Origin of the sequence: Lyngbya sp. CCY1209 (assembly GCF_035615495.1) — a bacterium.
In the GTDB taxonomy this organism is placed as follows: domain Bacteria; phylum Cyanobacteriota; class Cyanobacteriia; order Cyanobacteriales; family Microcoleaceae; genus Limnospira.
In genome coordinates this window covers 1-12,579 of the sequence record NZ_JAJENU010000459.1, presented here as the reverse complement: position 1 = coordinate 12,579, position 12,579 = coordinate 1, and the positions used below count along the sequence as shown (strand labels likewise).

The 12,579-nt window shown below is 52.1% G+C and carries 10 protein-coding genes and 1 tRNA gene; 6 read left to right on the top strand and 5 right to left on the bottom strand.

Features of this window, described 5'->3' with window-relative positions; translation table 11 throughout:
• Positions 1-199: 199 nt before the first annotated feature.
• Positions 200-751, bottom strand: coding sequence for a DUF308 domain-containing protein (locus LKE08_RS14555; protein WP_324704962.1), 552 nt, complete (start codon positions 749-751; stop codon positions 200-202).
• 213 nt (positions 752-964) lie between these two features.
• Complete coding sequence (locus LKE08_RS14550) at positions 965-2,101, bottom strand: succinylglutamate desuccinylase/aspartoacylase family protein (RefSeq protein WP_324704961.1); 1,137 nt, start codon at positions 2,099-2,101, stop codon at positions 965-967.
• A gap of 202 nt (positions 2,102-2,303) precedes the next feature.
• Here LKE08_RS14550 and LKE08_RS14545 point away from each other — a divergent pair, with 202 nt between their 5' ends.
• The 5 genes from LKE08_RS14545 to LKE08_RS14525 all read left to right on the top strand — a co-directional run bounded on the left by LKE08_RS14545 (position 2,304) and on the right by LKE08_RS14525 (position 8,790).
• Complete coding sequence (locus tag LKE08_RS14545) at positions 2,304-5,018, top strand: DEAD/DEAH box helicase (protein ID WP_324704960.1); 2,715 nt, start codon at positions 2,304-2,306, stop codon at positions 5,016-5,018.
• Positions 5,019-5,165: 147 nt separating this feature from the next.
• Positions 5,166-5,975: a TIGR04255 family protein gene (locus LKE08_RS14540; RefSeq protein ID WP_324704959.1), complete on the top strand. Its 810-nt coding sequence runs from the start codon at positions 5,166-5,168 to the stop codon at positions 5,973-5,975.
• Positions 5,976-6,030: 55 nt separating this feature from the next.
• A complete protein-coding gene (locus LKE08_RS14535) occupies positions 6,031-6,342 on the top strand; it encodes a hypothetical protein (protein WP_324704958.1) in 312 nt (103 codons plus the stop codon).
• A gap of 7 nt (positions 6,343-6,349) precedes the next feature.
• Complete coding sequence (locus LKE08_RS14530; protein ID WP_324704957.1) at positions 6,350-6,955, top strand: hypothetical protein; 606 nt, start codon at positions 6,350-6,352, stop codon at positions 6,953-6,955.
• A 251-nt stretch (positions 6,956-7,206) separates the two neighbouring features.
• Positions 7,207-8,790 (top strand): iron uptake porin, encoded by a 1,584-nt coding sequence (locus LKE08_RS14525; RefSeq protein ID WP_324704956.1) that lies wholly within the window; start codon positions 7,207-7,209, stop codon positions 8,788-8,790.
• 203 nt (positions 8,791-8,993) lie between these two features.
• Here LKE08_RS14525 and LKE08_RS14520 read toward each other — a convergent pair whose 3' ends face one another.
• Positions 8,994-9,755 (bottom strand): amino acid ABC transporter ATP-binding protein, encoded by a 762-nt coding sequence (locus tag LKE08_RS14520; RefSeq protein WP_324704955.1) that lies wholly within the window; start codon positions 9,753-9,755, stop codon positions 8,994-8,996.
• A 163-nt stretch (positions 9,756-9,918) separates the two neighbouring features.
• Between LKE08_RS14520 and LKE08_RS14515 the strand changes: the two genes are divergently transcribed.
• Positions 9,919-11,469: an ABC transporter permease subunit gene (locus LKE08_RS14515; RefSeq protein WP_324704954.1), complete on the top strand. Its 1,551-nt coding sequence runs from the start codon at positions 9,919-9,921 to the stop codon at positions 11,467-11,469.
• 186 nt (positions 11,470-11,655) lie between these two features.
• Here LKE08_RS14515 and LKE08_RS14510 read toward each other — a convergent pair.
• Positions 11,656-11,728, bottom strand: a tRNA-Ala gene (locus LKE08_RS14510).
• A 31-nt stretch (positions 11,729-11,759) separates the two neighbouring features.
• Complete coding sequence (locus tag LKE08_RS14505; RefSeq protein ID WP_324704953.1) at positions 11,760-12,479, bottom strand: HAD family phosphatase; 720 nt, start codon at positions 12,477-12,479, stop codon at positions 11,760-11,762.
• Between the last annotated feature and the right edge of the window lie 100 nt (positions 12,480-12,579).

The window sequence follows — 12,579 nt, the reverse complement described above, 5'->3', positions numbered from 1 at the left end:
CTTGCCCCTGAAATGAATGGATAATAATAGAGGTAGGGGCAAGCCTCTGTGCTTGCCCCTGAAATGAATGGATAATAGAGGTAGGGGCAAGCCTCTGTGCTTGCCCATTGATTCTCGGGCAACCAGAGACGGTTGCCCCCACAGATAATCAAATCATCAAGAGGGCGCAAGCCAGGGGGCCCTACAGTGTTTGATAATGTTAAACTTGGTTGAGGCTGCGACGTAATGCCACGGCATACATGACTGTCCAAATTCCGCTGAATAATAAACTAATGCCCACCAATAATCCGATCAACCAAGCGGCGTTTAACGGCCACCGAGACCAGATTAGAATCCCCAAAATAACCGTTACAATGCCGCTAAACAGCGTCCATCCCCAACCGTCCCGAGGGCGAAGTTGAAAGGCAACGACTACTTCAAATACACCCTCAACAAAAATAAAAATTCCCACCAATAATGTCAGGGTGACAATTCCAGCCAATAAATTGCTAAGGAGCAAAATTCCGAGAATAATATAGAGAAGAGAAACCAAAAGTTTGAGTAAAAAACCGCCCGTTTGTCGAGATTGGATGGCATAAACCAGGCGAATCACGCCGCCGATAATAAACACCCACGCCAACACGATCGCGATCGCAATCGTCCCCCATAAGGGCAGGGCGATCGTCACCAGTCCCAGTATAATTAATAAAACCCCGAGGGCGATCGTCAATCCCACACTTTTTTTCAAGTCTTCGGCAATATCGGCGTTCATAATTTTTCTCCGGCAAACAACTTAAATTTAATTTGGCTTTCTTCTACCCCGACTCGCCTCCCCTGTCATCTATCCGAGGTCAGAGTACCCGATCGCAAGTCAAAACCAATATACTTCATTCAAGTATAAGATATTAAAAATCAATCAAACTGTAGGGGCGCAAGGCTTGCGCCCACCCCTTCACATTGCGCCCGCCGCGCCGCACCTGGACGCTCAATCTCCCTCCATCACGGACAACATATAATCGAACTGATTGACGCTTTGATTCCGCGCCACGTCGAACACCAACCCGCCAGCTTCGGCGAATCCGGGGATCAATTCCGATTTATTTTCGACTTTATCAAAAGATAAAATATCGTAAATTTTTTGACCGGCTTTTATATAGTCTCCGGCAGAAATATCCGTCTTAAACATCCCGCCGTGGGGGGCATAGTATTTGTTGACCCGACTTTTCGGCGTGAGTTTTATCGGATAGATTTCGGTTTCCTTGCGGGGAAAATTTTCCACATTCAACATTCCCTTGCTGGCGAGATAATTGATAACGCCGAGGAAGCCGCGATCGACGGATTCCGGATTCATTTCCATTCCCGATCCCAACTCCAGCGTCCAGGATTCGATGTCGAACTGAATCGGTTTTCCCAAATTTGACAATTCTCTTTCCAACGCCAGCCACGGCTTCAGAAAGGCTTCGTCGAAGGCATCGCCGTCATATTCATTCATCAAAATGCCGTAGTCGAGGAGGAACGCCCGGGCGCTGTCTTCGCGGCTGTGGAAACAGTACAGGTAATCGATCGCGCGGTTGGTGGAACTGTGCAAGTCGATGACATAATCGGCATCCAGACAGAGGGACTGGAGTTGATAGCGATAATATTCGCCGTAGGTGACGCGGCTGGGGGCTTCGATTTCCGCCTGTAAGGATCGGAACTTTTGCAGAATTTTTTGTCGGTAATTTTCGATGATGGCTTCCGGTTCGAGGTCGAGTTGCGATCGCGCGAAAGTCGCGATCTCCTCCCCGGTTTTTTCGTAATCCCAAAAAATGCGATTCCAGTCCTTGCCATCATAAATATTGTATCGACCGGAAGAGAAATGGTGCGATCGCTGGTTGACGCCGAGGGGATTGCAAACCGGGACCAGCCAAATTTCCCCCGCCAGTTGGGACGCATCCAATTCGCGCAAAAACCCGATCGCGCGGTGGATCACCTCGTTACCGCTAATTTCCGCCCCGTGCAAGTTGGACTGCAAATAGGCTTTTTTGCCCGGTTTCGCCCCTCGAAACCGATAAACCTGCAATGCGAGGCGATCGCCGGAGGCCAACTGCAACAGAGGAATCGTCGAGAGAGTCGGTATCATAAAATTAACAAAACCCCCGATTCACAATCCCGGTCGAGATGAATGCCCGCCGCCGCGCCCATTGGTGGCCCGCCGACGGCACATCTGGTGCCAGGGTTTACAATCTAGATAGTCGGCAGTCGGGCGAACCGAAAGCGCCGGACTTCTGAACCCGAGCCTATCAATTTAAACGCCATCGTTTGGTCATTTCAACATCATCCTTGTGTCGAACTTTACCCAAAACCGTCAAACCATCAATCTCGAAAGCCTGTTCCCCTTCGGTCTGGATCGGTTCCAACTCGATGCGATCGCGGCCCTGAACGCGGGAAAATCCGTCGTGGTCTGCGCCCCCACCGGGTCGGGAAAAACCCTGATCGGAGAATACGCCATCCACCGGGCCCTCGCCAACGGCCACCGCGTCTTTTATACCACCCCCCTCAAAGCCTTGTCCAACCAGAAATTGAGGGATTTTCGGGAACAGTTCGGCGGCGAGATGGTGGGGTTACTGACGGGGGATCTGTCCCTGAACCGGGACGCCCCGATTTTGGTGATGACGACGGAAATTTTCCGAAATATGCTCTACGGCACCCCCATCGGCCAGGTGGGCACCTCCCTGGAAGGGGTGGAGGCGGTGGTGTTGGATGAATGCCACTACATGAACGATCGCCAGCGGGGGACGGTTTGGGAAGAGTCGATCATCTACTGCCCCCCGGACGTGCAACTGTTAGCCCTGTCCGCCACCGTGGCCAACAGCGACCAACTCACCGACTGGATCGGCAAAGTCCACGGCCCCACGGAGTTGATCTACTCCGACTTCCGGCCAGTCCCCCTGCAATTTCACTTCTGCAACAACAAGGGGATGTTCCCCCTCCTGGACAATACCGGGCGCAAGATCAGCCCCAAACTCAAGGAACGGGGGCGATCGCGGCAGCGGGGCCGCAACCGCCGGGAGAACGTCCCCAAACTCACCGACATCCTGTCCACCCTGGAGCAGCGGGATATGTTGCCGGCGATTTACTTCATTTTTAGCCGTCGGGGGTGCGAGCGCTCTGTAGCCGACGTCAGCCACCTCTCGTTGGTCAACCCCGAAGAAGCCCAACTGTTGAGCGATCGCATCGACCGCTTCATCGCCGAAACCCCCGGTGCCGCCCGACCCGAACAACTCGAACCCCTCTCCCGCGGCATCGCTTCCCACCACGCCGGATTGCTCCCCGCCTGGAAAGCCTTGGTGGAGGAACTGTTCCAGTTGGGGTTAATTAAAGTCGTCTTCGCCACGGAAACCCTAGCCGCCGGGATCAATATGCCCGCCCGCACCACCGTGATTTCCAGCCTCTCCAAACGCACCGACGACGGACACCGCCTCCTGAAACCCTCCGAATTCCTGCAAATGGCGGGGCGGGCCGGACGGCGGGGGATGGACGAACTCGGCCACGTCGTCACGGTACACACGCCCTTTGAAGGGGCGAAAGAAGCCGCCTATCTGGCCACTTCCAGCGCCGATCCCCTGGTGAGTCAATTTACCCCCAGCTACGGGATGGTATTGAACCTGCTGCAAACCCACACCCTGGAAGAGGCGAAAAATCTCGTCGAGCGCAGTTTCGGCCAATATCTCTCTACGTTATCCCTGGTTCCGGCGGAGTTGGAGATCGGCGATCTGGAAAATGAATTGGTGCAAATTGAGGCGCAACTGGGGTTGGGAGACGATTTGGATCTCCATACCCTGGAAGATACCTTGGCAAATTATGAAAAACAACAAGAGCGGCTGCGGGAAGAAAAGCGACTGTTGAAAACCCTGCAAAAGCAAGCCGGAGAAGCCCGGACGCAGTACATGGCCGAGGCGATGGCCTTTGCGGTGTTGGGCAGTATCGTCAGCCTGCGGGGGAAACACGTCCCCACCGCCCGACAGTCCGACTCCAAACCCCTGCCGGCGGTGTTGGTGGCGAAAACGCCGAGTCCCGGACAGGCGCCCTATTTCCTCTGTCTGGGCCGGGACAACCGCTGGTACGTGGTGGCGGCGGCGGACGTGGTGGCGTTGCACGCCGAACTCCCGAGGTTGAAGGCGGTGGATTATCTGGATTTGCCGGAGCATATGTCGTTCAAGTTGGGGGAATCGCGGCGCGGCGACGAGGTTTCGGCGAGTTTGGCGATGCAGGTTCCGCAGGTTTCTACCCCCGACATCGCGCCGGAGGTGGAGGAACAGAAGGCCCGGATTCAGGAAGTCGAGGACATTTTGCGGGATCACCCCGTCCAAAGGTGGGGCAAACCCCAAAAGCTGCTGAAGCGGTGGCGGCGGTGGCACTCGATTCAGGAGGAAATTAGCGATCGCCGCCAGGAATTGAAGCAATATATGGAGCAAAATTGGCAGGAATTCCTCAATTTGATCTCCATCCTGCAACATTTTGAAGCCCTCGAAGATTTGGAGCCGACCCGCCTCGGACAGGCGACGGCGGCCCTGCGGGGGGACAATGAATTGTGGTTGGGGTTGGCGTTGATGTCCGGGGAATTCGACGAATTGGAACCCCAAAATTTGGCGGGGGGATGCGCGGCTTTGGTGACGGAGGTTTCGCGGTCCGACAGTTGGACGAATTATCAACTTTCGGAGGTGGTGCAGGAGGCGCTGGCCCGCCTGTGGTCCTTGCGGCGATCGCTCATCAAAGTCCAGGGCCGGCACCGGGTCGAGTTTTTGGTGCTGCCGGAACGCCGGGAACACCAGCGGTTGAGCGCGATCGTCGAGCAGTGGGCCTCGGGGGTGGAGTGGACGGAGTTGGTGGAAAATACCACCTTGGACGAGGGGGACATCGTGCGGATGCTGCGGCGCACCCTGGATTTTCTCTCCCAAATTCCCCACGTTCCGCATTTGAGTGGGGTTCTGAAACAAAATGCGATCGCGGCTAAGGGGTTGATCGATCGCTTCCCGGTGAATGAGGATGTGGGGTAGGGTGCGATCGGCGCTTTTCGGGAAAAGCGCCGTCCCGCAAGAATTACAGCGATTTCAGACATCATCTCTCGGGGATATGACGCATTGTGCTCAAACGAGTCCAAAGTCAAGTTAAGATAGATCTGAGTGAGAGGACTGGGATCGCTAATGAAACTTCCCAACTACGAGCGAGTTATCTATAAACGTAACCCCTTAGTGGAGGTTGTGTGTCAGATTCGCTTTCCTACAATTCTGAAGATTAGCAATCAAGAGCCGGCTGAGTTTCAAGACAAAGTACGTTTTCAGTATCCTTTATATGAAGTAAAAAAATCTGTCAGCATTCCCGGCAGCCAGAATGAAATCTTTCAATTGGCTCAAAAAATGGGTTTATCTTTAAACTTTCAAGATGTCACTTATTGTTTGAGATCGGAAGATTTGAAATGGCAAGTGTTATTAAACAAAGATTTCATTGCTTTGGCAACAACCCAATATGAAAGATATGAATCATTTAAAGCAAGATTAAAAGAAATTTTAGAGATTTTCGATCAAATTTATGAACCTTCCTTCTATTCAAGAATTGATTTAAAGTATCAAGACTTGATTATTCGTTCTAACCTTGATCTCGACCAACAAACAACTTGGGCGGATTTAATACCAGAACACATTGCCTCTGAACTGCATACACCAGAAATCGCCGAGTCACTCAAATTATTGATTAAAAACTTGGAGATAGATTTTGAAGGAGGTAAATTGCAGTTTAAACATGGTCTGGTGATGGCACAAGATCCGGATCAAGGAAAGAGGGAACCCGGATATTTGCTAGATGCGGATTTTTTTGTGGAACAGAGAACAAGGAGGGAAGATGTTTGGAATGTCCTCGATCAATTTAAAGAATCAGCCGGAAAGTTGTTTAGATGGAGTATTACCGACAAACTTCATGAAGCACTGGAACCCGAACGAATCCACTCTGAGATTTGAGAGTTCAAAACAGAATCCCAGTGATATTTCATTTACAGTGAGGCGTTCATATGGTATGCCAGAACAGCAAACATTGTCTCCTGGGTTCGAGAATTTCAATGTGTCCAATTTTTATGTTGAAGTTGAGTTTTCTCATGAAGACTCAGCAAAATATTTTAATTTTCTAAAAGCCTTTCTTCTTCTCATTGCTATCAGCAAACTTCCCATAGAAGGCCTTCAAGAGTCTGTAGAAACTTTGGAACAGATCAAAGAGTTTTATGGAGAATCTCCTTCTGAGATTGCACAATCAACTCCGACTCCAGAAATCGTATCAGGTGACATTGTTTTTACAGAAACCAGATCTCCTTTGAGTTTAAGTTGGGATTAATTTGTTCATGTCAGTAGATTTGATGTATAGAGTCTCCGCCGATGAGGCACTAAGACAGGGAGAAATTTTAACAGGAGTCGTTCAATATAAACCCCAAATTAATGGCTCCACTAATCCTGAGCCTGACTCTATACCTTTTCAAAAGGTAGTCCATCCTTATGCAATTATTGTCAGTCAAGATTGCGATTTGGATTGGGATTATAAAGCCAGAAACAATGTAAAAAACGATCCAAAAAATTCCAACAAACTTTTAAATTCAATTCTTTTGTGTGAAGTCGATACGGCTCGATCTATCAGAGATAACCCAAACAACAATATTAATAGCAGAGAGTGGAATTATGTTAATTCAAATCGCCATGAGCGATATCATTTTTTTCAAGCCGTCACTCCAGAACTCGACCTTGGGCAAGAAGGATTGCCGGAACTGACGTCAGATTTTAAACGAGTTTTCGGAATCGATGCTGAAAATTTATACTTTCAAATCGACAATGGTACTGCCAAACGACGGAGCATCCTTGCAAGTCCTTATTTAGAACATTTTTCAGTCCGCTATCATTTTTTTCATCAGAGAGTAGCTTTGCCGTCACCCATTATAAGTAATAAAGAAAATTGAAATAACAGTAATTATCACCCGACTTCGGGATTATTAAATCTTCTAAATATCGCAGAAAGACACCATTCCGACGTTTCTCCGCTTCCGATCGCACCCAAAATCGCCCATCCCGGCACTGTAACCGAGTATACCAAACGCCACGGCGGATAAAGCTAGGATAATCCGCAAATTTACCCCCCAAACGGCTCTGCTGTCGAGTTTGGGTGCGATCGCGCCCGTTTGGGGTGGATATCGCGTGAGGAGAAAAGATTGTGAAACTTCGCAACCGCCGATGGCTGCTGGGTCTGGTACTTCTGGGAAATGGTATACTCGCGTCTCCGGGTGTTGCGGAAACCGAACCAATCGCCCCAACAGACCCGACGACTTTAAACCAACTGCAACGCTACGGTAACGAAGGACGCCATAAAAAACGCGATCAAGTCACCTCCGTTTCCCAACTCTCCGACGTCCAGCCCACGGACTGGGCCTTTCAAGCCCTGCAATCCCTCGTCGAACGCTACGGTTGCATCGCCGGATATCCCGACGGGACCTATAAAGGAAATCGCGCCCTCACCCGCTACGAATTCGCCGCCGGAGTCAACGCCTGTCTGGAACGGATCAACGAATTGATCGCCGCATCCACCGAAAATCTGGTGACGCGGGAAGATCTGGCGAAATTGCAGCGGTTGATGGAGGAATTTGCGGCGGAATTGGCGAGTCTGCGGGGTCGGGTGACGGCTTTGGAGGCCCGAACCGGCGAATTGGAGGCCAACCAATTCTCCACCACCACCAAACTCCAATCCGAAATTATCTTTTCCATCGCCGACTTTTCCGGCGACGGCGGCGACCTCGAACAGGACCAAACCACCCTGGGCTATCGGGTGCGGATGAATTTTCTGACCAGTTTTTCCGGTCGCGATCGCCTCCGAACCCGCCTCCAGTCGGGAAATATCCCCTTTGAACAGGGGGAAACGGCCATGAGCGATCTGGGTTGGGCCGCCGGGGACAGCACCGATGTCACCATCAACAAACTCGAATATCGCTTTCCCGTCGGGGACGACCTGGCCTTCTGGGTGACGGCGGTGAATATGAATATGGACGATATCGCCGATCCCCTCAACCCCACCGCCGTCAGCGCCTCCACCGGGGCGCTCTCTTATTTTGGAGAGTACGCCGCCATCTACAAAACCAGCGAAGGCCCCGGGGTGGCGTTCTCCTACAACATCGCCGACACCCTGAATTGGACGGGGGGTTATATCGCCAATGAAGGATCGAGTGCCGAGGAGGGGTCGGGATTCTTTAACGGCGGCAACAATATTTTCACCCAACTGACCTACTATCCGAGCGATCGCGCCGCCCTCGCTTTCGCCTACGGTTACAATTATTTTGCCCCCGATAATGTCTTCGTTTCGGGCCGCAACGGTTCGCGCCTCGCGGAAGCTCCCTTCGGGTCGGAAACGCCGACGATCGCCCACCACTTTTTAATTAACGGGACGGTTTATTTCAGCGATTTCTTCAACTTCTCCGCCTGGGGACAGTACACCTACGCCGAAGCAAAAGGCGGCTTCCGGGATGGGGACTCTGCCGATATCTGGAGTTGGGCGGCGATTTTCAGTTTCCTGGATTTACTCAAAGAAGGGGACGTTCTCGGTTTGGTCGTCGCCGCCCCCCCCAACGCTTTGCAGGTCGAAAATGGGCCGGAAGATGAGGAGATGTCGCTGTTATTTGAACTCTTTTATAATTTCCAGTTCAACGAATACATTTCCCTCACCCCCGGCGGCTACGTCGTCACTAACCCGACCGACGATTTAGATGCGGTTTGGGTGGGAGTTGTGCGGATGGGTTTTCAATTCTGAGGTGAAGAAACCGGGTTTCTAGATATCTCTCGGTGGGGCAAAGAAACCGGGTTTCTAGGAGTATCTTTCGTTTCCCAATTAAGATTTAAGTAGAAACCCGGTTTCTAGACATCTCTCGGGGGGGAAGAAACCGGGTTTCTAGGAGTATCTTTCGTTTCTTATCAAGATTTAAGTAGAAACCTGGTTTCTAGACAATAGCCCCATCACGAATTAGAATTTTTAATGCGACTGAGGAAGTTTTTCAGACGATCGCTTTTCGGTTGGTTGAAGAGTTCCGCAGGGGGGCCGGACTCTTCGATAATTCCCTGATTGAAAAAGAGGACCCGGTTGGACACTTCCCGGGCGAATTGCATTTCGTGGGTGACGACGACCATCGTCATGCCGTCTTCGGCTAACTGGCGCATCACTCCCAGCACTTCCCCCACCAATTCCGGGTCGAGGGCGCTGGTGGGTTCGTCGAATAAAATCACCTCCGGTTTCATGCACAAACTCCGGGCGATCGCCACCCGCTGTTTCTGCCCCCCGGAGAGTTGGTCGGGGTAAACATTCGCTTTATCGCCCAAACCGACTTTTTCCAAGTAATGCAGGGCGCGATCGCGGCAGTCCGATTCGGAAGTTTTCAGCACTTTTTGGGGGGCGATCGTCAAGTTTTTTAAAACGGTCAAATGGGGAAATAAATTAAAATGTTGAAACACCATGCTCACCTTACTTCGCAGTTGGCGCAGCACTTTTTGATTTAATTGGGGATGGGAAATATCGATCCCCATCACTTCCAAGCTTCCCCCGTTGATGGTTTCCAGGCGATTCAAGCAGCGCAAAAACGTGCTTTTCCCGCAGCCGGACGGACCGATCACGGAAACGACATCTCCTTGGTGCAGGGTTCCGGTCACACCCTTGAGCACTTCCAGGGGACCGTAGCTTTTTTTGAGTTCGTCACAGACGATGACGGGCGCGAGATCTGACATGAGGCTAACCCAGATAATGGCAAACAGGAAATCAAGCATCTCAAACATTGAAAGTATTGCCATTAAATGCGCCCGAAGTTGTAGCACACAATACATTATCGTGTCCCATTTGGGGTTAGAACGAACAGGAGTTTTGATTTGGAAACCAAAATATAACCGAATAATGAAACAATTGCAGCGCCGGGGTTGGTTCAGATACTTGACCTTGGGTTTGATAACTTGTTTGACGGCGATCGCTTTTGCGTTCGGAGCGGTGACGGCCCAGGAAACGCCCCGAGTCTTTAAAGTGGCGACGGAACCCACCTTTCCCCCCTTTGAAATGCAGGCTGAAGGGGGAGAAGGTTTGGAAGGATTTGATATCGATTTGATGGAGGCGATCGCGGCGGAAGCGGGATTGGACGTGGAATTTGTCAGCCTTCCCTTCGACGGGATCATCCCGGCTTTGCAATCCCAAACGGTGGACGCGGCGATCAGCGGCATCACCATCACCGCAGAGCGGGCCCAATCCCTGTCTTTTTCCCGCCCCTATTTTAAAGCCGGTCTGGCGATCGCGGTTCAAGAAGGCGAAAACAATATCCGCAGTTTCGAGGATCTAGAAGGCAAAAAAATCGCCGTCCAAATCGGCACCACCGGCGCCCGGGAAGTGGCAAAAATTGAAGGGGCACAAATCGTCACCTTCGACAGTGCCGCGATCGCCCTCCAAGAATTAATCAACGGCAAAGTCGATGCCGTGGTCAATGACGGCCCGGTGACGCTGTACGCCATCAAAAACGCCGGACTCCAAGGGGTCAAAGTCGTCGGAGAACTGGTGACGGAAGAATTTTACGGCATCGCCCTCCCGAAGGATTCCCCAGACCTGGAAATAATCAACGGCGCCTTGACAAACTTGTTGGCGACCGGGGAATATAATGCCATCTATCAGAACTGGTTCGCCGGCGATCCGCCGCCCCTGCCTCCCGTCGCCCCCGCTCTGGAATCCGATGCAGTGAATGCTTTGAATTGGGGACGGCTTTTCCAGAATTTATTCAAAGGGGCAGGGGTGACGTTGATGTTGACCTTCTTCTCCTTTATTTTCGGTTTGCTGGGCGGGACGCTGGTCGCCCTGGCGCTGATTTCTCCCTACAAACCCCTGCGGTTGATCTGCCGCGTTTATGTGGAGTTTTTCCGGGGGACTCCCATGCTGGTGCAGCTTTTTATGATTTATTTCGGCCTGCCAGCCCTGTTCCGGGAACTGGGATTGGACTTCAGTTTTGAACGGTTGCCCGCCGCGATCGCTGCCCTGAGTTTGAACGTCGCCGCCTACCTCGCCGAAATCATGCGGGGCGGCATTCAATCCATCGAAAAGGGACAGTGGGAAGCCTGCGAATCGCTGGGGATGAACCCCATCGAAACCATGCGTTACATTATCTTTCCCCAAGCATTTCGGCGGATGCTGCCGCCCCTGGGCAACGAATTTATTACCCTGATTAAAGATACCAGTTTGGTGGCAGTGATCGGGTTCGAGGAGTTGTTCCGTCAGGGACAGTTGATGGTGGCGACGACTTACAAAGCCTTTGAAATTTACCTGGCTGTCGCCCTCGTTTACCTGCTTTTGACCACTGCTTCTTCCTTTATTTTCAAATGGTTGGAACGGCGGATGGACCCCCTCAAGAAAAAAACCAAAGCCGTCGCACCTCCGAAAAATATCACCCGGCCTCAAGTCGCGTCTCAGTGAAGAGAGGGTGTAGGGGGTAGGGTGTAGGGTGTCGGAAAGGGAATTGGGGAAAGGAAATTGTTCAATTTCTCCCCGATTCCTGACTCCCAATCAAAAGAGAGGGTGAGTAGATTTTGAGTAGACAAACGGTTGAGAGCGCCTTGGTTAAAGTGCTGAAAAGCTTAAAGGATAAGGGTTTAACCGAGATGGAGAATAGGGGACTCGAACCCCTGACCTCTGCGGTGCGATCGCAGCGCTCTACCAACTGAGCTAATTCCCCGAGTCAATCATTTCAGCCTCCCATCATAACATCAACTGGGGGCGGATGGTGTAACTTCCCCGCAAACCCGCTGAATCCGCTCCAATTCCAGATCGGTGAGGTAGTCCACGCACCAATCGGCCCGCCGCTGCAACATATGGAAGGGGTAGGTGTGGGCCACCCCCACCACAGGAATTCCGGCCCGTTTCGCCGCCTCGATTCCCGCAAAAGTATCCTCGATCGCCAGACATTCAGCCGGTCGCAAATTTAACCGGGTGTCGGTCCAATTCAGCCGTTCCACCGCCAGCAAATAGCCGTCCGGTTCCGGCTTACTGGTGGTGATGTCGTCCCCGGCCACGATCGCGGAAAAATACTCGATCAACCCGGCGCGAGTCAGCACCCATTCCACCTCGGCCCGGATCGCCCCCGTCACCACAGCCAATCTCAAGCCGGCGGCCAGAAGAGCGGGGATCAGTTCCGCCAACCCGGCATACAGGGGCAGTTCCTCCGCCGACTGCAACCGCTGCCGATAGGCCCGGGCCTTGCGATCGATCAGGTCGTCGAGGATTTCCGGGGTGACGACTCGCCCCCGCCGGGACAGCAAATCCTGCAAACAGGCGCGATCGCTCCGTCCCAGGCACACTTGGCGCACTTCCTCCGATGTCACCCTCAGATTTTCGGCCACCAACAATTCCCGGATCAGTTCTTCGTGGATCGGCTCGTCGTCGATAATGACACCGTTGAAATCGAACAGGACAGCTTTCAAACTCATAGCGATCGGGTGCAAACATCATCCAATTAGGGGTCGAGAGAGAAGTCACCTTCTCCCCCTCCCATTCAAAACCGTGCATGAGACTTTCACCTCACACGGC

Bases quoted from the DNA above. Each gene is read 5' to 3' on its own strand.
- LKE08_RS14555 (WP_324704962.1), bottom strand. From the start codon at position 751: ATGAACGCCGATATTGCCGAAGACTTGAAAAAAAGTGTGGGATTGACG.
- LKE08_RS14550 (WP_324704961.1), bottom strand. From the start codon at position 2,101: ATGATACCGACTCTCTCGACGATTCCTCTGTTGCAGTTGGCCTCCGGC.
- LKE08_RS14540 (WP_324704959.1), top strand. From the start codon at position 5,166: ATGAAACTTCCCAACTACGAGCGAGTTATCTATAAACGTAACCCCTTA.
- LKE08_RS14535 (WP_324704958.1), top strand. From the start codon at position 6,031: ATGCCAGAACAGCAAACATTGTCTCCTGGGTTCGAGAATTTCAATGTG.
- LKE08_RS14530 (WP_324704957.1), top strand. From the start codon at position 6,350: ATGTCAGTAGATTTGATGTATAGAGTCTCCGCCGATGAGGCACTAAGA.
- LKE08_RS14520 (WP_324704955.1), bottom strand. From the start codon at position 9,755: ATGTCAGATCTCGCGCCCGTCATCGTCTGTGACGAACTCAAAAAAAGC.
- LKE08_RS14515 (WP_324704954.1), top strand. From the start codon at position 9,919: ATGAAACAATTGCAGCGCCGGGGTTGGTTCAGATACTTGACCTTGGGT.
- LKE08_RS14505 (WP_324704953.1), bottom strand. From the start codon at position 12,479: ATGAGTTTGAAAGCTGTCCTGTTCGATTTCAACGGTGTCATTATCGAC.